The sequence below is a fragment of the Pseudomonas sivasensis genome (genome assembly GCF_052938085.1).
In genome coordinates, this window is sequence record NZ_CP176442.1 from 3,471,758 (window position 1) to 3,491,806 (window position 20,049).

General features: G+C 60.1%; 15 protein-coding genes and 2 pseudogenes. 12 read left to right on the plus strand and 5 right to left on the minus strand.

Annotated elements, in window-relative coordinates; translation table 11 throughout:
* The first annotated feature begins 20 nt into the window (after nucleotides 1-20).
* The 3 genes from ACKZ62_RS16195 (at nucleotide 21) to ACKZ62_RS16205 (ending at nucleotide 2,915) form a co-directional block, all read left to right on the plus strand.
* The gene (locus ACKZ62_RS16195; protein WP_339484189.1) at nucleotides 21-1,655 is read left to right on the plus strand and encodes a methyl-accepting chemotaxis protein; all 1,635 of its coding nucleotides are present in this window, start codon (nucleotides 21-23) and stop codon (nucleotides 1,653-1,655) included.
* 178 nt (nucleotides 1,656-1,833) lie between these two features.
* Nucleotides 1,834-2,397, plus strand: a complete 564-nt coding sequence (gene pnuC, locus ACKZ62_RS16200; RefSeq protein ID WP_032891136.1) for a nicotinamide riboside transporter PnuC — start codon at nucleotides 1,834-1,836, stop codon at nucleotides 2,395-2,397.
* On the plus strand, nucleotides 2,394-2,915 hold the full coding sequence (locus tag ACKZ62_RS16205) for an AAA family ATPase (protein ID WP_032891135.1): 522 nt from the start codon (nucleotides 2,394-2,396) through the stop codon (nucleotides 2,913-2,915). Before pnuC ends, ACKZ62_RS16205 begins: the two co-directional genes overlap by 4 nt.
* Nucleotides 2,916-3,026: 111 nt before the next feature.
* Here the strand turns inward: ACKZ62_RS16205 and ggt are convergent, their stop codons facing one another.
* Nucleotides 3,027-4,751, minus strand: coding sequence for a gamma-glutamyltransferase (ggt, locus tag ACKZ62_RS16210; RefSeq protein ID WP_447095514.1), 1,725 nt, complete (start codon nucleotides 4,749-4,751; stop codon nucleotides 3,027-3,029).
* Nucleotides 4,752-4,968: 217 nt separating this feature from the next.
* Between ggt and ACKZ62_RS16215 the strand changes: the two are divergent.
* The 4 genes and pseudogenes from ACKZ62_RS16215 to ACKZ62_RS16230 form a co-directional block, all read left to right on the plus strand.
* A pseudogene (locus ACKZ62_RS16215) lies at nucleotides 4,969-5,184 on the plus strand (isochorismatase); the annotation flags it as partial.
* A 22-nt stretch (nucleotides 5,185-5,206) separates the two neighbouring features.
* Nucleotides 5,207-6,517, plus strand: a pseudogene (locus ACKZ62_RS16220) (MFS transporter).
* Between the two features lie 235 nt (nucleotides 6,518-6,752).
* A complete protein-coding gene (locus tag ACKZ62_RS16225; protein WP_447095515.1) occupies nucleotides 6,753-10,457 on the plus strand; it encodes an Mcf1 protease effector domain-containing protein in 3,705 nt (1,234 codons plus the stop codon).
* 182 nt (nucleotides 10,458-10,639) lie between these two features.
* The gene (locus ACKZ62_RS16230; protein ID WP_447095516.1) at nucleotides 10,640-11,785 is read left to right on the plus strand and encodes a MalY/PatB family protein; all 1,146 of its coding nucleotides are present in this window, start codon (nucleotides 10,640-10,642) and stop codon (nucleotides 11,783-11,785) included.
* Between the two features lie 44 nt (nucleotides 11,786-11,829).
* Here ACKZ62_RS16230 and ACKZ62_RS16235 read toward each other — a convergent pair whose 3' ends face one another.
* Nucleotides 11,830-12,045 (minus strand): TOBE domain-containing protein, encoded by a 216-nt coding sequence (locus ACKZ62_RS16235; RefSeq protein WP_003173733.1) that lies wholly within the window; start codon nucleotides 12,043-12,045, stop codon nucleotides 11,830-11,832.
* A 319-nt stretch (nucleotides 12,046-12,364) separates the two neighbouring features.
* Here ACKZ62_RS16235 and ACKZ62_RS16240 point away from each other — a divergent pair, with 319 nt between their 5' ends.
* The 3 genes from ACKZ62_RS16240 to ACKZ62_RS16250 are packed head-to-tail and all read left to right on the plus strand — an operon-like array spanning nucleotide 12,365 to nucleotide 14,887.
* A complete protein-coding gene (locus ACKZ62_RS16240; RefSeq protein ID WP_095184988.1) occupies nucleotides 12,365-13,336 on the plus strand; it encodes an aliphatic sulfonate ABC transporter substrate-binding protein in 972 nt (323 codons plus the stop codon).
* A 10-nt stretch (nucleotides 13,337-13,346) separates the two neighbouring features.
* Nucleotides 13,347-14,174, plus strand: coding sequence for an ABC transporter permease (locus tag ACKZ62_RS16245; RefSeq protein ID WP_122754012.1), 828 nt, complete (start codon nucleotides 13,347-13,349; stop codon nucleotides 14,172-14,174).
* Complete coding sequence (locus ACKZ62_RS16250; RefSeq protein ID WP_447095517.1) at nucleotides 14,171-14,887, plus strand: ABC transporter ATP-binding protein; 717 nt, start codon at nucleotides 14,171-14,173, stop codon at nucleotides 14,885-14,887. The genes ACKZ62_RS16245 and ACKZ62_RS16250 overlap by 4 nt, the downstream gene beginning before the upstream one ends.
* 79 nt (nucleotides 14,888-14,966) lie before the next feature.
* Here the strand turns inward: ACKZ62_RS16250 and ACKZ62_RS16255 are convergent, their stop codons facing one another.
* The 3 genes from ACKZ62_RS16255 to ACKZ62_RS16265 all read right to left on the minus strand — a co-directional run bounded on the left by ACKZ62_RS16255 (nucleotide 14,967) and on the right by ACKZ62_RS16265 (nucleotide 17,429).
* Nucleotides 14,967-15,881, minus strand: a complete 915-nt coding sequence (locus ACKZ62_RS16255; RefSeq protein ID WP_447095518.1) for a FecR domain-containing protein — start codon at nucleotides 15,879-15,881, stop codon at nucleotides 14,967-14,969.
* Nucleotides 15,878-16,396, minus strand: coding sequence for a sigma-70 family RNA polymerase sigma factor (locus ACKZ62_RS16260; RefSeq protein WP_105523653.1), 519 nt, complete (start codon nucleotides 16,394-16,396; stop codon nucleotides 15,878-15,880). The genes ACKZ62_RS16255 and ACKZ62_RS16260 overlap by 4 nt, the downstream gene beginning before the upstream one ends.
* A gap of 91 nt (nucleotides 16,397-16,487) precedes the next feature.
* Nucleotides 16,488-17,429 (minus strand): LysR family transcriptional regulator, encoded by a 942-nt coding sequence (locus tag ACKZ62_RS16265; protein ID WP_032891124.1) that lies wholly within the window; start codon nucleotides 17,427-17,429, stop codon nucleotides 16,488-16,490.
* Between the two features lie 115 nt (nucleotides 17,430-17,544).
* Here ACKZ62_RS16265 and ACKZ62_RS16270 point away from each other — a divergent pair, with 115 nt between their 5' ends.
* Both ACKZ62_RS16270 and rhmD read left to right on the plus strand, forming a co-directional pair.
* A complete protein-coding gene (locus tag ACKZ62_RS16270; RefSeq protein WP_032891123.1) occupies nucleotides 17,545-18,840 on the plus strand; it encodes an MFS transporter in 1,296 nt (431 codons plus the stop codon).
* A 16-nt stretch (nucleotides 18,841-18,856) separates the two neighbouring features.
* A complete protein-coding gene (rhmD, locus tag ACKZ62_RS16275; protein WP_095184994.1) occupies nucleotides 18,857-20,041 on the plus strand; it encodes an L-rhamnonate dehydratase in 1,185 nt (394 codons plus the stop codon).
* Nucleotides 20,042-20,049 lie beyond the last annotated feature (8 nt).

Genomic DNA, 20,049 nt, shown 5'->3' on the forward strand with positions numbered 1-20,049 from the left:
AAGCCCGGAGTGACAGGACGATGAACAGTTTGCGCAATATGTCGATCAGCCGACGCCTATGGCTGATCCTGATAGTCGCCCTGCTGATGCTGCTGGCCCTGGGTTTGCTGATGCTCAAGCAGATCCATGACGACCTTTACCAAGCCAAACGTCAACAGACCCAACACGTGGTCCAGACCGCCAGCGGGATCCTGACGTTCTATCACGGCCTGGAAACCACCGGTGTGATGACCCGTGACGCCGCCCAGAAACAAGCTCTGAGCGCGGTGCGGGGGTTGCGTTACGACCATGACGACTATTTCTGGATCAACGACCTCACGCCCGTGATGATCATGCACCCGGCCAACCCCAAGCTCGATGGCCAGAACCTTTCGGCTATCCGCGATCCCGATGGGTTTGCTGTGTTCAACGAGTTCGTCAGCCTGGCAAAAGCCAAGGGCGCCGGGATCGTCAACTATCGCTGGCCCAAGCCCGGCGCACAGGCCCCCGTGGCCAAGACTTCCTATATCCAGCTGTTCGAACCCTGGGGCTGGATTATCGGCTCCGGCGTCTATGTGGACGACGTGCAGGCCGAGTTCAGCGGCCAAGTGTGGAAAGCCTCCATGATCGGCCTGGGCATTGCGCTGGTGATGGGCCTGCTGGTGTCGCTGATTGTGCGCAGCATCGTGCGCCCGTTGCAGGCGGCGGTGAATGCCATGGGCAATATCGCCAGCGGTGAAAGCGACCTGACCCGCAGCCTCGATACCCACGGCCGTGACGAAATCACCCAACTGTCCCAGCACTTCAACAGTTTCACCGCCAAGCTGCGTCAGGTGGTAAGCCAGTTGCAGGTGTGCGCGAACGCCCTGGGCCAGTCCTCTACCGACCTGGGCAACAACGCCAGCTCGGCCCATGACCGCAGCCAGCAGCAGTCGCAGCAGATGGAGCTGGTGGCCACTGCCATCAACGAAGTCACCTACGGCGTGCAGGACGTGGCCAAGAACGCGGAACATGCCGCCAGCGAAATGCGCGATGCCCAGGCCCAGGCGCACCAAGGCCAGGTCAATATCGACAGCAGCCTGCAACAGATCGACCAACTCTCCAACACCATCAGCCAGGCGGTGGAAGTGATCCGCACGCTGTCCAGCGAAAGCACCCAGATCGGTGGCGTGCTGGAAGTGATCCGCTCCATCGCCGACCAAACCAACCTGCTGGCCCTGAACGCTGCCATCGAAGCGGCTCGCGCCGGGGAGCAAGGCCGAGGGTTTGCGGTGGTGGCCGACGAAGTGCGGCTGCTCGCCCAACGCACGCAAAAGTCCACCGCCGAAATCCAGGTGATGATCGAGCGCCTGCAAGGACACTCGGAAGCGGCGGTCAAGGTGATCAGCGACAGCCACAGCGCCTCCCAACTGACCATTGAGCAGGCAGGTCAGGCCGGTGCCAGCCTCACTGCGATTGGGCAAGCATTGCACAACCTCAACGGCCTGAACGCGTCCATCGCCAGTGCCACCCTGCAACAGGCCCATGTGGTGGAAGACATCAACCAGAACGTCACCCAGGCGGCGGGCTTGTCCCACAGCACGGCACTGGCAGCGGAACAGTCCAGTGTGGCCAGCGCGCATTTGCGCGGGTTGAGCGAGCAGCTCGACGGCCTCTTGCGCCAGTTCAAGGTCTAACACTGCTCCAAATGTAGGGGGGGGCTTGCCCCCGATGGCGATATATCAGTCTGCATAGGTGCAACTGACCTTTCGCTATCGGGGGCAAGCCCCCTCCTACATTTGCCCTACTGTGTTTTGAAGATTGCTGGCCTGTGGTTACAATCCCCGCCCTCTCCCACTCCCCCAAGGAACCGCCATGTCCGGGCTTGAACTGTTCGCCGCTGCCCTGGGGGTGATCGCTGTCTGGCTGACGGTCAAGCAAAACCCATGGTGCTGGCCCATCGGGCTGGTGATGGTGTTGCTGTACACCTGGGTGTTCTACGACGTAAAACTCTATTCCGACATGCTGCTGCAGGTGGTCTACGCCGCGCTGCAAGTCTATGGCTGGTGGCAGTGGACCCGCGCGGGCGAGGTCAAGCAAGGCCGCCAGGTCACGAGCCTGGGGGTGCCGGCAATCATGACCAGCCTCGCGATCGGCGCGGTGGGCAGCCTGCTGCTCGGTGCCGCCATGGCCCACTGGACCGATGCTGCGCAACCCTGGCTCGACGCGGCCCTCACCGGCTTCAGCCTGGTGGCGCAAATGTGGATGGCGCAGAAACGCGTGCAATGCTGGCCGTTGTGGATTGCCGTAGATGTGATCTTCGTCGGGCTGTTCCTCTATAAAGGCCTGTACCTCACCGCCGGGCTCTATGCCTTGTTCACCGTGATCGCCGTGCAGGGCTGGCGTGAATGGCGCGCCGATCCGGCGTTGCGCACATGAAAGTAGTGGTTTTGGCGGGGCCCGAATCCAGCGGCAAAAGCTGGCTCGCAGCGCAGTTGCACGCGCACTTTGGTGGGTTGATGGTCGGCGAGTATGTGCGCTATTTCATTGATCACCATCAGCGCGATACCTGCCTGGCGGATATCCCGGCCATCGCCCACGGCCAACTGGCCTGGGAAGACGCGGCCCGCGCCGAACAACCTCGCCTACTGGTTCTCGACACCCATCTGCTCACCAACAAGCTGTGGAGCCAGACCCTGTTCGGCGACTACCCGGCGTGGCTCGACGATGAGTTGTTGGCACGTCATTACGACCTGCACCTGTTGCTCTCCCCCGAAGATGTCGAGTGGACGGCCGATGGCCAACGCTGCCAGCCGGAGCTGGAGGATCGTCGCGCGTTTTTCCAGCAAAGCCTGGACTGGATGCACCAGCATCAGCAGCCGGTGGTGGTGATTCGCGGGAATTGGGAGGAACGCTGCAAAGCCGCGTTTGCTGCGGTAAAACAGCTGTTGCAGTGAGCGAGCTTGTCGAATCGTCGCATCGCCCGAACAGGGTGGCGAAGCCGCCCAAAAACAAACACCGCGATCTGCCTGGCAGACCGCGGTGTTTTTTATTGGGAACCGAGGCGTTTAGTAGCCCAGGGAAAGCCCAGTATTACGACGCGGGTCGTTAGCCCCGTAGAAGCGATTGTTACCCACCGGCTTGCCACCCAGGGAAGGCGCGCCTACCAGGATCGCCGCCAAGTGGTTGGCATCCTGCGGCCCTGCAAACTTATGGCCCCAGCTTTCCAGAAGCTTCTGGGTATCCGGGCTGACCGCAAAGGTCTCAAGGTTGGTGGTTTCCGGCATCCACTGCTGGTGGAAACGCGGCGCATCCACGGCTTCCTGGATGTTCATCTTGTAGTCGATCACGTTCAAAATGGTCAGCAGGGTCGCGGTGATGATGCGGCTGCCACCCGGCGTGCCCACCACCATGACGGCCTTGCCATCCTTGGTCACGATGGTTGGGCTCATTGACGACAACGGCGCCTTGCCCGGGGCGATGGCGTTGGCTTCACCCTGCACCAGCCCGTACATGTTCGGCACGCCGACCTTGACGGTGAAGTCGTCCATTTCATCGTTGAGAATCACCCCGGTCTTGCTCGCCATCACGCCCGCGCCGAACCAGTCGTTGAGGGTGTAAGTGACGGACACCGCATTGCCCCATTTGTCGACGATGGAGTAGTGGGTGGTGTTATTGCCTTCATGGGGCGAGACACCCGGTTTGATCGCCTGGGAATCACCGGCCTTTTGCGGCTCGATAGCATCACGCAGCTTGGCGGCGTAGTTTTTATCCAGCAGATGCTCGATCGGGTTCTTCACGAAATCCGGGTCGCCGAGGTAGCTGTTGCGGTCCACATAGGCGTGGCGCATGGCTTCGATCTGGTAGTGCAGGCCTTGGGCCGAGTGATAGCCCAGGTCGGCCATCGGGTAGCCTTCGAGGATGTTCATGATCTGGCAGATCACTACACCGCCCGAGCTCGGCGGCGGCGCGGAAACGACGTGGTAACCCCGGTAGTCGCACTCGATGGGCGCCAGTTCGCGGGTCTTGTACTTGTCGAGGTCGGCCTGGGTGATGATGCCTTTGCCTGCCTGGCTGGAATCTACCAGGGCCTTGGCGACCCAACCTTTATAGAAACCGTCCGAACCTTTGGCGGAGATTTCCTTCAGGGTCTTGGCCAGGTCTTTCTGCACCAGTTTCTGTCCGACCTGCATCGGCTGGCCGTTGTGCAGGAAGATGGCGCGCAGGTCCTTGTCTTTTTCGAACTCGCCGGTTGCGGTGTGCAGCAGGTCGATGTCGCCTTGTTCCAGGGCGAAACCGTTTTCTGCCAGCTTGATCGCCGGGGCAATCACCTGGGCGCGCTTGAGGGTGCCGTACTTGCTCAAGGCCAGTTCCATACCCGACACGGTCCCCGGCACGCCGACAGCCAGGTGACCCTTGGCGCTGAGGCCTTCGATGACGTTGCCGTCCGTGTCCAGGTACATATTGGCAGTAGCCGCCAGCGGGGCTTTTTCGCGGAAGTCGAGGAAGGTCTTGCGCCCGTCCGCCAGTTGCACAGTCATGAAACCGCCGCCGCCCAGGTTGCCCGCCGCCGGGTACACCACCGCCAGCGCATAGCCTACGGCCACGGCCGCATCCACCGCGTTGCCCCCGGCCTTGAGCACATCCACGCCCACATGAGTTGCCAAATGCTGAGCCGTCACCACCATGCCATTTTCACCGGCCACCGGAGCTTGGGAAGCAGCTTGTACACCACTGACCGTCAACACCAGGGCAGTGGCAATCAAGGTACGGCTGAAGGGTTGGTATTTCATCCATGGCTACTCGGGTTGTTGAGATGCACCAAAATAGCTCGTCGGCAATTTAATCCCCAGCGCAATGGCGTTTTTATTACAGAACTTGTCGGTCATAGAACGGACCGAAAAAAGCCAATCTTCAGCTGACCCACTGCAATCGTGGGACAAGCCCCCCTCCCACACTTTTTTAACCGCGTTTAATCAGTGAGTGCCGGGGTTGGCTCGCAGAGTTGCGGTGGTGCACACCAATATCCGCTACCATCCCGGCCACTTCGTCGAGGGCGGGATCTAGGTCAAGAAGGCCTCGGTGATGAAAGACATGGTCGAAGGCAACCCATTGGCAGCGTTCTGCGCCGAGGTGTTGCCTCTGGCGCATGAAGCGGTGATTACCAAGCAGTACGCCAGCGCGCAGCTCGCGCCTACAACAACTGCCGACTGTATAAAAACCATAAGTCACCGCCAGGAGACACCCAATGCCCAGTGCGAATCCAGTGCCCGCGAACACAGTCGCCGACCCGGTCAACACGCTTTACCACAAGATCACTTGGAAGCTGATTCCCTTCCTGTGCTTCTGTTATCTGGCCGCGTACCTGGACCGAATCAACATCGGCTTCGCCAAGCTGCAGATGCTCGACCAACTGCACTTCAGCGAAACCGCGTTCGGCCTCGGCGCTGGCCTGTTCTTTGTCGGCTACATCATCTTTGAAGTGCCGAGCAACCTGGTACTGGAGCGGGTCGGCGCGAAGATCTGGATCGCACGCATCATGATCACCTGGGGCCTGCTCTCGGCCTGCACCATGCTGGTTACGTCCACGACCCAGTTCTACATCCTGCGTTTTTTGCTCGGCGCCGCCGAAGCCGGGTTCCTGCCGGGCGTGCTGTACTACCTGACCACCTGGTTTCCCACCCATCGACGCGGGCGCATCATTGCGCTGTTCATGATCGGCCTGCCGCTGTCCAGCGTGATCGGCGGCCCGCTGTCCGGCTGGATCATGGGCCACTTCGACCACGTGGGTGGCCTGCGCGGCTGGCAGTGGTTGTTCCTGATCGAAGCGGTGCCCAGCGTGTTGCTCGGCGTGCTGACCTTCTGGGCACTGCCCAACACCTACCAACAAGCCAAATGACTGTCGGATGAAGAAAAAGCCCTGCTGGAAAGCGAACTGCGCAAGGACGACGCCGATGGCGCCGGCAGCAAGCACAGCTTCCGTGACGGCTTCTTCAACCTCAAAGTGTGGATGCTCGGCGGTATCGACTTCTCGATCCTGCTCAGCGCCTATGCCATGGGTTTCTGGATGCCGACCTTTATTCGCAACGCCGGGGTCAACGACACCTTCCATATCGGCGTGCTCACCGCACTGCCGAGCGTGGCCGCGCTGCTGGGCATGCTCTTGATCGGCGCCAGCTCCGACAAACACCGCGAACGCCGTTGGCACATCATCGTGCCGTTTTTCATCGGCGCAGCGGCGATGGCCGCCAGCACGTTCTTCACCCATAACGTCGCGGCCACCGTCGCCCTGTTCGCGGTTGCCTCGGCCGCAATCATCGGCGCAGTGCCGGTGTTCTTCAGCCTGCCGGCGACCTTTCTCAAAGGCACTGCGGCAGCCACAGGTTTTGCCCTGGCGTGCTCGTTGGCGAATATCGCAGGCCTGGTGAGTAACTCGTTGATGGGGGTGGCGATCGACGTCACCGGCAGCAGCGCGGGCGCCTTGTGGTTCTTTGCCGGCTGCCTGATTCTCAGCAGTTTCCTGGTCATCGCCTTGCCGGCGAAACGGGTGAATCGTTGATAACACGGTCGCGTAATGCGCCACGCTAGGCACGCAAAACGCTAAAGCGGTGTTGGAATAGATCGACAGTGATTTCGGGCTGGCTGCCCTGACATGGATCACGCGGCCAATATCGTTAAAACCAGTGAAATAAAATGCATTTTAAACCGTAGGAACAACCCGAACTCTCGGACCACACAGGGAAGACTTCGCCTGTCAGAAGCCTCCCTACTTCTTATCCGAGAGATCAGTGTTCATGCCATCTACTTCCGCCGTCGTCGATCACACCTCCCGCGCCCAAGCACCTTTGCTGCATTCGCAAGCTGTGCAGCCTATTCAGCGTTTGCAGCAAGCACGCCCTGAAAATCAGAGCCCCCTAAGGCAGGAAAAATCGGAGGAACACGCCAACCTGGACGACCGAAAATCATTGCTGGATGCCTTGGGCAAAACCCTGAACAGCGCCTCCACTGATATGCCGGATCTTGATCTGACCCGCTTTGCAGTCTCGCCAGACTCTTCGATGGGTCGCGAACTTAAACTCATCAACCCGACGCACGTCAGCTTGAACTGGTTTATCAAACACCAAGGCTGGATAGCCCCAACAAACAAAGAAGCGCTGCAGAATCTCTACGACGCAATCACCTACGCGCCCCCTCCACAACCCGCTCACCGGGACTATTGGGGAATGTTGTCGCGCGAGGTGCCCCTGACACTGGAGCAGCGCCAACGAATCAATGAGATTGTCGAGGGCTGGCTGGACAAAACCAAGGGCGGACTCATCGAGAACCTGGTGGGGCTTGCGACGACAGATGCACACACGCTTGACTCGTTATCCAAAATGACCGGTGTTCAAACCAGGATTGGGAGTACCACCCAAACCACAAAAACCTTCGGGCCCTACACCCAAACCGAAACATGCACCGAGTCCCCCCTATACGCCCAGACTTATCCCGCCTGGGTAATGGGCACTAATCGGTCGTGCTCAAAGAAAATCACCGCTGAGCCACGCTACGCGTTGTATCGACTGCTGTTGGAGCCCAAAGCCATTGAGCTAGGGAAAAAGCTGGAGGCCGAACTCGGCGTCTTGCCCACAGTGACAAGTGCCGCTGAACTGGTCCTTAGCGCACTGGTGTTATCCGTGATGCCTCAGCTCCCCACCACACGCAACTTGATCGGCAATGATTTTGCCCTTGATGCGCCTGATCATTTACGCAAGTCACCAGAAGCCATCGTCGAAGCACTGGACCTCTACCTGCTGCGCACCCACCAACATCTGAAGGCCGATAACGTCCGCACAGTCAGCTACTTGATGCTGTCCCGTATCGCCCCACAGTTTCTAGTCAAAGACCTGCCTGACTCGTTGCTGTATGGAACCCATCAGTGGGCCACATTCAGCGCCGCTGTCTCACGCATCGAGCACTCCGCGCCTGGCACAAGCGCCACTATGAATTATCAACAAGTGATGAACTATGACGCGACGACACCGATCACGGAGCAGGACAAGACCTTCGCCACCATTGCTCTAAGAGACGCCTTAGTGGACTGGGCGATTACCAACGGTCGACTCGACAAGCGAGCCGATAACAACTATTCAGAGTCCGAGATACAGCAGGCACACCAGGATTTTCAACATCAGCCCTCATCTCTGGTCCGAGCGGGCCAACAATTGGCCACCCCCCTCCCAAACCGCGAACAGATTGCCCTGGATGACCTTAAACGGGTCTTTGGCAATCAAATCGATTTTACCCGCAAAGTGCTGCAAGCCACGCCGGACAATCTGGAGTCCGACAAGAACCATTTCTACAGCCTGCTGGACGTGCATATGTCGGGAAAACTCCAGGCAGGTATGTGGCGATCAATCAGTTCCGACTTTTCCATGGCCCCCATCGAGAAGGAACTCCATCGGCTTCATAGCATTGAGTGGCTGTTCACCCAGACATTCAACAACTACTACACCGACCTGCTGCAGGGCCACACCGCGGTGGTCCGAAACCTGCTCTCGCAGCTTCCAGAGGAACACCGAAGCAGCCTGCAATGGGGCGAGCAGAAATTTTATGCGTTGAGAAAAGCCGTTACCTCGCACTATGCCCACCTCATCCCCAAGGCCGAAAAAGAAGCCAGCAAAGGTCGACAAGGGTTCATCATTCGCTCCGAACACCAGTCAAAAGTCACCTACTATGAAGTCTTCCCACAGCAAGGGAAAATCCAGATCCGTACCGATCTTCCAGCAGAGTGGCCTGAAGGTATCAACACCAGGGCCGTGGGTAACGTGGAGAACAATATCCGGCAACCGTTTGATTGGGAGGCTTACAACAGTGGGACTCCCCCTCGCGAGAATGAATTTTCTGAGGTGGTGATCGAGCACATACCAACGCCGGATAAGTGGCAACGTGGCGCCAGCGACAAGACACCCGACCTCTCCTTCCTCGGCGGAAAAAGTTTTGATCTGGCCAGGACAGCCGCGTCCAAACATCTGGCCTACGATGAGGAAACCCTGCGTCAACAGGCTAGTGGCGAAAGTGCCGTCGAATTAACAGAGCGCTATCAGAAGACCGGAGCGGCAGCGGTGCTGAGCTTGGTACCGTTTGCAAACACGTTGAAGCACGCGATCAATGGTGAAATAGCAGAAGCCTTCACCGGTTTTATTATCGACGGCGTATCGACCGCCATACCTGTTTCGCAACCACTTCGTGCATTCGCCCACAGCATCAAGTCCAGCAAAACCCTGTTTAACATGCTGAGAAAAGCCAGCCACTCTACAGATGATCTGGTCGGGTTGCTGGGCAGCGCAGGCAAGACAGCGAAACCCTTTTATTCCACCATTCCGTCGTTTGGCGGCTTGCGACCGACAAGCAATGGCCTGGTCCAGAGCGTGGGTGTCAGCACGGCGGTCAGGATCGGAAGAGCCGAAGGGGTGGATGCCGCCGGTGGTGGTGCACGAACCCTGGCCAAAATCATCGACGAGAAGTGGTACCCCGTGGACGCAGCCTCCGGCAAGGCTTACGGCACCCCCATCGAAGGCTTTGCACCGGAGGGTGGCATTGGCTTTTTTGAGCGACCCGCTTCGCCACAACGCGATCCGGATGCGCTGGCACAATATGAAGCCAACGTCATCAACGCTAAGTACTCGGAACCAACCAGCTTCCCGGAAGGTTTCAAACACCTGAGCCCCGATACAGTTCCTGGCTACAAGCCGTCCATGGGAGTACAGGAAATCGAGGACCTTATTGCAACGTCCAACTTTTCAACAGAGCAAATCGGCAGTCTTGTGCGCCAGCGAGAAAGACTTTTGTTGGCGCATACCCAACGCAGCGCACAGATATTCCAGCGTGAAGTCACCGCCGCCGGTGGAACCACCCGAGGCATGCCGCAAACGTATTACCTGAGCCAGACCAGCCCTGACATTGCCGGTGAATGTGCGGCCCTTTCCACCGCCATGGGCCTGGCGCTGCTCGAAGGCAATGAAGACACGCTGCTCGACAACCTGGTATTTGCCATGGCAAACCCGGAAGCTGAAAACTCAGCCAAATTCATCAGAAACCTTTCAAGCCTGCAGTCCACCGTCGGCAACGAGCTGGGATTTCATAGCAGTGCCGTGGGTAACCCGATTTCTTATAAGTCGATCATTAAAGAATTGAGCGAAGCCACTTCCTCAAAGACGCTGATGATCAGCAGCACTAACCATGGAATGCTTGCGGGCGTGAAGATCGACCCCACCGGCATCACCCCGAAGAGCTGGTTTTTTTACGACCCCAACTACGGTAAAGCGATATTCCCCACACAAGAATCAATGGCCAAGGGCCTGGAAAAGACCCTTAGCAACGGCATCACCGGCAAAAACCTCGATGCATTTGGTACGATCCTGACCGGAAAAAAATACAAAGTCAGTGCCTTTGATGCCGACGTGGTTGCCAGCAAATTCAATATCGATCGTGTCAGGGGATTAACCCAGCCTATCTGATAAAAACCCGTCTATTTGCGCACGGCCAGGCAAAAGGTTTTCAACACCATGGCCGTCGCGCAGGGCATATGACTTGATTGGGAGAACCACGGCCTTTGGGCCCGGCCTCCATACAATTATTCAATTAATGGCGCTAGAATCAGCGCCATTCTTGCACCCGCCCCCCTGACACGAGCCCCTCCATGAGCTTTGATTTCGACACGATCCACCCTCGCCTCGGCACCGGCAGCACCAAGTGGAACCGCTACCCGGCCGACGTGCTGCCAATGTGGATCGCCGACATGGACATCGCAGCGCCGCCCGCCGTGCTGCAAGCCCTGCACGAGCGCCTGGACCAGCAGATTCTCGGCTACAGCGTGGCCGGCCCGGATGTGCGTGAAGCCATCGTGGCCGACCTGTGGGCCAAGTACGCCTGGCGCGTGCAGCCCGAAGAGTTGCTGTTTTTGCCCGGCGTCGAACCTGGTTTCAATATGGCGCTGCATGCCTTTGTAAAACCGAACCAGCCAGTGGTACTGCAAACCCCAAATTATCGTCCGATTCGCCTGGCGCCAGGCAACTGGAACCTACCGCGCATCGAAGTGCCGTTCCAATCGACCGACGGTGAATACATCACCCCAATGCCCGCCATGCGCGAAGCACTGACCGGCGCCGGCGCCTTGCTGTTGAGCAACCCGCACAACCCCATCGGCAAGGTCTTCCCCCGCGAAGAGCTGCTGGCATTGGCCACTGCCTGTCTGGAAAACGATGCGCTGATCATCAGCGACGAAATCCACGCAGAACTGTGCTTCGACGGTCGTCGCCACATCCCCACCGCGAGCCTCAGCCCGGAGATTGCACAGCGCACCATCACGCTGATGTCGGCGAGCAAGGCCTACAACGTGGCCGGCTTGAAGACCTGCTTTGCCGTGATCCAGAACGCCGAGATCCGCGAGCGCTTCAACCAGGCCCGCTGCGGCATGGTCGACAGCGTCAGCCCCCTGGGCCTGGAAGCCACCCGCGCGGCCTACAGCCAGTGCGGCCAATGGCTGGATGCATTGAAGCAGTACCTGCAAGCGAACCGCGATTACCTGCTCGACGCCGTGCAAACGCGCTTGCCGGGCGTGGTGATGCATGCGCCGCAAGGCACGTTCCTCGCTTGGCTCGACTGCAGCGCCCTGGGCTTGGATGACCCGCAGCAGTTCTTCCTGGAACAGGCCAAGGTTGGGTTGAGTGCAGGTATCGAATTCGGGGATGACAGCCAGCAGTTCGTACGCCTGAACTTCGGTTGCCCGAGGGCGATGCTGGAAGAGGGTCTGCAGCGCATGGAGCGCAGTTTGCGCAACCGCTGAAGCGCGCAAAAAATGGCCCCCGCTGCAAAGGCGGGGGCTGGCGTTTACAACTTGGCGATAGACACTTCAGTGGACTTCACGAAGGCAATCACTTCGCTGCCCACTTTCAATTCCAGGTCACGCACCGAACGGGTGGTGATGACGGACGTCACGATGCCGGACGCGGTTTGCACGTCGATTTCCGATACCACTTCGCCCAGCAGAATCTCTTTGATCACGCCCTTGAATTGGTTGCGCACGTTGATCGCTTTAATGGTCATGTCGGGTTTCCTTTTGGCTGTTGGGTCAATCCGCACGAATGCGCAGGCCCTCAAAGTGCGCTATCCGAGAGAACATTAAAAGGAATATATAACTCTTTATTTATTCCATAAAAACATATGAAAACTGTTGCCCAGGAAACATCGGTTCAACAATTTGCCACCTCCTGCAACAACCACACATGCCCCTGACCCGGTAAATCCGGGCTCCTGCCCGATGGCACAGAGACTGCATATTCCTGTAAAGCATGATTGAGCGCACCCAATCAGTTTTCTGAATATAAGAAAAACCTTCTCTCAACGCCTTGTCCGGAGCTGTTCCATGAAACCCTTCACCCAACGTCTACTCGGCGCCTGCGCCCTCGCCCTATGCCTGCAACCGCAGGTATTCGCGGCCGAAACCGACCCCGCCGAAGTCAACCTCGACTACGCCTACTACTCGCCGGTCAGCCTGGTGCTCAAGCACTTCGGCTGGCTGGAACAGGCCCTGCCCCACAGCAAGGTCAGCTGGGTACTGAGCCAAGGCAGCAACCGGTCCCTGGAATACCTCAACAGCGGCGGCGTGGATTTCGCGTCGTCCGCCAGCTTGTCCGCCGTGCTGAGCCGGGCCAACGGCAGCCCGATCAAATCGGTGTATGTCTACAGCCGCGCGGAATGGACCGCACTGGTGGTGCGCAAGGACTCGCCACTCAACAGCGTCAACGACCTCAAGGGCAAGAAAATCGCCGCCACCAAAGGCACCGACCCTTACCTGTTCACCCTGCGCAGTCTGCAACAGGCCGGGCTGAAAAAAGACGACGTCGAGTTGGTGCACCTGCAACACCCGGACGGCCGCACCGCTCTGGAAAAGGGTGACGTGGACGCCTGGGCCGGTCTCGATCCACACATGGCCGCCAGTCAAATCCAGGCCGGTTCGCGCCTGCTTTACCGCAACAAGGACTTCAACAGCTATGGCGTGGTGAGCGTCACCGAGAAGTTCGCCAAGGCGCACCCACAGACCATCACCAAGGTGTTGGGCGCTTATGAAAAAGCGCGTGACTGGGCAGTGAAGCACCCGGATGAATTCGCCAAGTTGCTGGCCGACGAATCCGGGCTGCCATTGGAAGTGGCCAAGCTGCAATTGTCGCGCACTGACCTGAGCACGCCGTTGTTGAGCGCCAAGGATGTGCAGTCTTCCAAGGCGGCGGCGCCGATTCTGGTGTCCGAGGAATTGGTGCGCCGTGGGGTGAATGTGGACCAGGTGATCGATCAACTGATCGACCCTTCGTTTGGCCAAACCCTGCCGCAGCAGTAAGGGGCGTTTGATGAGCAGCAAAAGCCAAGCATTGCCCCTGCCGGTACCCGTGGTCAGCCAGCGCAGCGCCTGGCCACGGCGGTTAAAAGGCCTGGTCTTGCCGGTGCTGATCCTGTTGATCCTGGAAGTGGTCGTACGGGTGGGCTGGCTGCCTTCCTACCAGATGCCTGCGCCCAGCGAGATCGCCGTGACCCTCACCGACCTGGCCGAAGGCGTGTTGTGGAAACACATCAGCGCCAGCCTCGCACGGGTGCTTCTGGGCTTTGCCATCGGCGCTAGCCTGGCCCTGGTGTTCGCCGCCTGGGTCGGTTTGAGCCGTGAAGCCGAAGCCTACCTGGAGCCAACCTTTGCCGGCCTGCGTTCGATCCCGAGCCTGGCCTGGGTACCCCTGTTGCTGCTGTGGCTGGGCATCGATGAAACCTCCAAGGTTGTGCTGATTGCCATTGGCGCGTTTTTCCCGGTGTACCTCAATGGCGTCGCGGCGATTCGCGACATCGACCGCAAGCTGGTGGAAGTCGGGCAAATGTACGGTTTCAGTCGCCGCCGCCTGGTGCGGCGCGTCCTGCTGCCCGCCGCCCTGCCCGGCCTGTTCACCGGACTGCGCAGTGGTTTGAGCCTGGCGTGGATGTTCCTCGTGGCGGCCGAGCTGATAGCGGCGACTAAAGGTTTGGGTTACCTGCTCAGCGATGGGCGGGAAACCTCGCGACCCGACATTGTGCTGGCCGCCATTATCGTGTTGGCGCTGCTGGGCAAGATCAGCGACGGCCTGCTCGCGGCGCTGGAGAAACGCTGCCTGGCCTGGCGCGACACCTTCACTGGCCAAGGAGCGGAACAATGAGTGCGCCGTCGTTATTGGACATCCATGTGGTGCGTAAAAGCTTCGCCAGCACCACCGTATTGAAAGACGTGCGCCTGGCCTTGCAGCCTCGCGAAGCGGTCAGCCTGCTGGGCCCCAGCGGCTGTGGCAAAAGTACCTTGCTGCGGATCGTCGCCGGTTTGGAAACGGACTTCCAGGGCGAACTGCGCAGCCCCGACGGCCAAGTGGCCTTTGTGTTCCAGGAACCGCGGCTGATGCCATGGCTCACGGTAGAACAGAACATCGGCTTCAGTGATGACAACCACTACGACAAAGCCTGGGTCTCACAGTTGATCGAGGAAGTCGGCCTTAAGGGCTTCGCCCAGGCGCTGCCCAAAGCGTTGTCAGGTGGAATGGCGCAGCGGGTGGCGATCGCTCGCGGCCTGTATTCACGCCCCCAGGTGTTGTTGCTGGATGAGCCGTTCAGCGCGGTGGATGCCTTCACCCGCATGAAACTGCATGACTTGCTGCTGCAACTGGCGGCGCATCACGCCATCGCTTTATTACTGGTGACCCATGATGTGGACGAGGCGCTGTACCTGAGTGACCGGGTGCTGGTGATGGACAACCGGCCCAGCAGCATTCGCCAGGAACTGGCGGTCGACTTGCCGCACCCGAGGGATCGGCGTGACCCGCTGCTGGCGCAGCTCAAGGCGCTGGCCTTGACCGAGTTGCAGCGGGCCCATGTGATCTGAGGACTACTCGTAACCCGAGACGAGCGAGGTTTTCATGGCCCACAGGTTGTTGTGGCGAGCCCGCTCGCCACAACGCGCATCACGCCTTGCGCAGGCTCACCCAATAACGCGTTCGGTATTGCACGTCCAGCGCCAGGGTCGAGGCCAGCAGGTTGAGAATGCGGTCGGTGTCATCCAGGCGGAAACTGCCGGTCACCCGTAGCGTTTCCAGGCGCGGCTCCCAGCGCAACACGCCAGGGCGATAGCGCTCCAGCTCCCTGAGGAAGTCCCCCAGTGGCTGGTTCTGCGCGGTCAGTACACCGTCGCGCCAGCCCAGTTGCAGCACATCAAACAACGCCCGGGCACCCAGGCCGCCGGCCTTGAGCGGCGCTTGCTGGCCTGCTTGCAAGGTCGCCATCTGGCCGCTCAGGTCGCGCACCTGAACCGTGCCCTTGAGCACCGAGACCAGACAACCGGACGCCAGTTGCCGTATGCACACGTCAGCCTGACTGACGAGCAATTGGCCGTAGCGGGTTTGCACCGTCATCGCCGCCGCGCCCGGCACCGTCAGCGCCAGTTCACCGTCGACCAAGCTGACCCGTCGCTGGGCCATATCTACATCTACCGCCGTGGCGGTATTGAGTTGCAGGCTGGCACCATCGGCCAGCGGCAGGCGCTTGCGCTCGCCAGTAGCGGTACGCAGGTCGGCACGCCAAGTGTCGATGGGCAATTGGCGACTGATCAGCCACGCCGTGGGCAACAGTGCCGCCACACCCAACGCACGCTTGAGCACCGCACGCCGTCCAGGTTGCGGGCGGTCGAGGCTGGCCATGGCCAGAGCCTGGGGCAAACTGCTGAAGCGTTGGCGCAGGGATTGGGCTTTCTGCCAAGTCTGTTCATGCTGGGGATGGCTGTCGCGCCAGTGCTGCAGCGCGGCATGATCACGCTCGGTGGCGGCGCCGGACTCCAGCAGCGCCAGCCACTGGGCAGCAGCGCGGGCGACGTCGCGGCTCAAAGGTCCACCAGCAGGCAATGTTCATACGCCTGGGCCATGTAGCGCTTCACCGTACGCTCGGACACCTCAAGCCGTTCGGCAATCTCGCGATAGCCCAGGCCCTCCAGCTGGCTCCATAAAAAGGCTCGGCGTACAAGCACCGGCAAGCCATCGAGCAACTCATCCAGGGCTTGCAGGGTTTCCAGCATCAGCCAGCGCTGTTCGGGGGACGGCACGCAAGCTTCGGGCAAGCTGGCCAGGGCGTTCAAATACGCCTGCTCCAGGCTGCGACGCTGATGGAAGTTCACCAGCAGGCGCTTACCGACCGTCACCAGGTACGCCCGCGGCTCCTGCATCTGTGCAATCGGCTGCGCACTGGCCAGTACGCGCAGAAACGTATCCTGGCTCAGGTCGGCCGCATCCCAGGCATTGCCCAAGCGCCGCCGCAGCCAGCTTTCCAGCCAACTGCGATGGTCGCGGTATAGGCTCGATAGCGTCAGTTCGGGGGCGTGCGTGGGGACAACAGCATCATTCATGGCAACAACCTGCACGGCGCGATTGAGTCTCAAATGAGATTCATTCTATTTAATATCGTGCCGGGACACCATGATCTTTTCAACCTCGCGTTTACAGCATCGCCGCCCTCTGCCGCAGCAGGTCAATAAACAAGCCCAGTTCGCGGCTCACCCCCTCGCCCTTGCGCAACAAGATGCCAAACGGCGCCAGCCGCACGTCCAGGGCCACCGGCAGCGCGACCACCAGGCCCATTTTCAGATAATCACGCAAGGCACTTTCCGACAGCACCATCACCGCGTCCGTCAGTTGGATCAACTGCTGCATGGAGTACACCGAGCTGCATTCGATGATGTCCGCCGGGCTTGGCAGCGCCAGGTCTTGCAGGGCCTGGTCGAAACCGATGCGCGCCGGGCTGGTTTGCGGTTGCAGGATCCACGGCCAGTCGCGCACCAGCTCTGCCAGGGATAGCCGGCCGCGTCGGACCAATGGGTGGCCGGCATGCACCACCACCAGCAGGCGCTCGTTGCCCAGGGGTTCGAAGCTGTAGTGCTCGCTGTCGGTGGCGGCGGTGCGCCGGGAGATGGCCAGGTCGATGCGCCCCTGCTCCAGCAGTTGGATCACCTGGTCGCTGGTGTCGCCCATGATGCGGATACGCAGTTGCGGATTGAGCGCCTTGATCTGCGCAATGCAGTCCATCACCAAGTCCGGCGCGGCGCCCATGATGGTGCCGATGGACAAGTAGCCATACCCGCCCTGCTGGCGCGCCATCAGGTCTTCGGCGCAACGGTCGAGGCCACTCAGCGCCGACTCGGCAAAGTTGATCAGTTGCTGGCCCAGCGCCGTTGGCCGCATCCCCCGTGGCAAGCGCTCGAACAGGTCGCAGCCGAACATGTCTTCAATCTCGCGCAGCATGCGCGTGGCCGCCGGTTGCGACATGTTCAGGGCCTGGGATGCACGGTGCAGGTTCTGACTGGAACTGAGCGCTACCAGCATATGCAGATGCTTGTAGCGCAGGCGGTTGAACAAGCTGCGGGAGAGGACGGGACTACTCATAAATTCCTTATTACCGATACCCTGAGGGTATCACTTGTAAGCGAGATTCGATTTGTAGCGTATTGCTCGGCCGCCGTACAGTCCGTTCCATAAGAACAAAACAACGGACTCCATCATGAAAACCCTGCCCGCGCCCCTGCTCGCCAAGATTTCCTGGCGACTGCTGCCCTTCCTGCTACTGATGTACATCATGGCGTTTCTTGACCGTGCCAACGTCGGCTTTGCCAAACAGGCCTTCCAGGCCGATACCGGCTTGAGCGATGCCGCGTTTGCCTTCGGCGCCGGTGTGTTCTTCGTCGGCTACGCGCTGCTGGAAGTGCCGAGCAACCTGATCCTGCACCGTGTCGGCGCCCGCCTGTGGATGTGCCGCATCATGGTCAGTTGGGGCCTGATTTCGGCGGCGATGGTGTTTGCCCATAACGAAACCAGCTTCTACGTGCTGCGTTTTTTGTTGGGCGTGGCCGAAGCCGGATTCTTCCCCGGCGTGATCCTCTATCTCACCTACTGGTTCCCCCAGGCCGTGCGCGGCAAGGCCATGGGCTTCTTTTACTTCGGCGCCCCCCTGGCATTCATTGTCGGCAGTCCGTTGTCCGGCCTGCTGCTGGAGATGGACGGTTTCGGCGGTATCCACGGCTGGCAATGGCTGTTCGCCGTGGAAGGTTTGATGGCCAGCGCCGTGGGGATCTGGGCCTACTGGTACCTGGACAACCGCCCCGCCGACGCCAAGTGGCTGAGTGTGGATGAGCGCCAGCAAATCCAGACCTTGCTGGACACAGAAGACCAACACAAAACCTCCCACGGCCGCAGCCTGCTCAACGTGCTGTGCCAGCCGTCGGTGCTGTACCTGTGCCTGGTGTATTTGCTGATCCAGGCCAGCGTGTACGGCGTGGTGTTTTACCTGCCAACCCAAGTGGGCGGCCTGCTCGGCACCAAGGTCGGCTTGATGGTTGGGCTGGTCTCGGCGATTCCCTGGATCTGCGCACTGTTTGCAGCGTGGTGGATTCCCGGTTATTCCGACCGCACTGGCGAACGCCGCCGCACCGCTTGCCTGACCTTGTTGATGGCCGCCGCCGGTATTGCTTGCTCGGTGACCTTCGCCAACCCGCTGCTGGGCATGCTCGCCTTGTGCTTTGCCGCCTCGGGTTTTATCGCGGTGCAGCCGGTGTTCTGGACCTTTCCTTCCAGCTACCTGGCCGGCAGTGCCGCTGCTGCGGGCATTGCGCTGATCAACTCATTCGGTGCCCTCGGCGGCTTCATCGCGCCGATCATCAAGCACTGGGCCGAAGGCGCCTTCCATTCTCCGGCAGCCGGTTTGTACCTGCTGTCCGCCACCACGGTACTGGCTGCATTGCTGGTACTGGGCATCCATTCACCCGGCCGCACTGCATCGAACACGCCGGCCACTGTTTAACGTCAGGAGTCACACCATGGGTCATCTCACCATCAAACACGTGCGCGCCTTTGTATTGCGAGGCGGCGGCGCCGATTACCACGATCAGGCCGACGGCCACTGGATCGACGATCACATCTCGACGCCCATGAGCAAATACCCCGAGTACCGCCAGAGCCGCCGCAGTTTCGGCATTAACGTACTCGGCACGCTGGTGGTGGAGATCGAAGCCAGCGACGGCACTGTCGGGTTTGCCGTGACCACTGGCGGCGAACCGGCGGCGTATATCGTCGAGAAACACCTGGCGCGCTTTATCGAAGGCGCCCGCGTCACCGATATCGAAAAGATCTGGGACCAGATGTACCAGTCCACCCTCTACTACGGTCGCAAGGGCCTGGTGATCAACACCCTCTCCGGCGTCGATCTGGCGTTGTGGGACTTGCTCGGCAAAATCCGCCAGGAGCCCGTGCATCAGTTGCTCGGCGGTGCGGTACGCGACGAATTGCAGTTCTACGCCACCGGCGCCCGCCCGGACTTGGCGCAGAAGATGGGTTTTATCGGCGGCAAGATGCCCCTGCACCACGGCCCCAGCGAAGGCGAAGAAGGCCTGCGCAAAAACCTCGAACAATTGGCCGACATGCGCGAAAGGGTCGGCCCGGACTTCTGGCTGATGCTCGATTGCTGGATGAGCCTGGACCTCAACTACGCGACCAAACTCGCCATCGGTGCCCATGAACACGGGCTCAAATGGATCGAAGAAGCCCTGAGCCCGGACGATTACTGGGGCTACGCAGCCCTGCGCAACAATGTGCCCAAGGGCATGCTGGTGACGACCGGCGAACACGAAGCCACTCGCTGGGGCTTCCGCATGCTGCTGGAAATGGGCTGCTGCGACATTATCCAGCCGGATGTCGGCTGGTGCGGCGGCCTCACCGAGCTGGTGAAAATCTCGGCCTTGGCCGATGCCCATAATGCGATGGTCGTGCCCCACGGCTCGTCGGTGTACAGCTACCACTTCGTCGCCACCCGCCATAACAGCCCGTTCGCCGAATTCCTGATGATGGCGCCGAAGGCCGATGAAGTGGTGCCGATGTTCCACCCGCAACTGCTCGGCGAACCGGTACCGGTGAATGGCCGCATGCGCTTGTCGGTGCTCGACAAGCCCGGTTTCGGCGTAGACCTGAACCCGGATTGCCAACTGCACCGTCCGTACAATCGCTGAGGAAAATG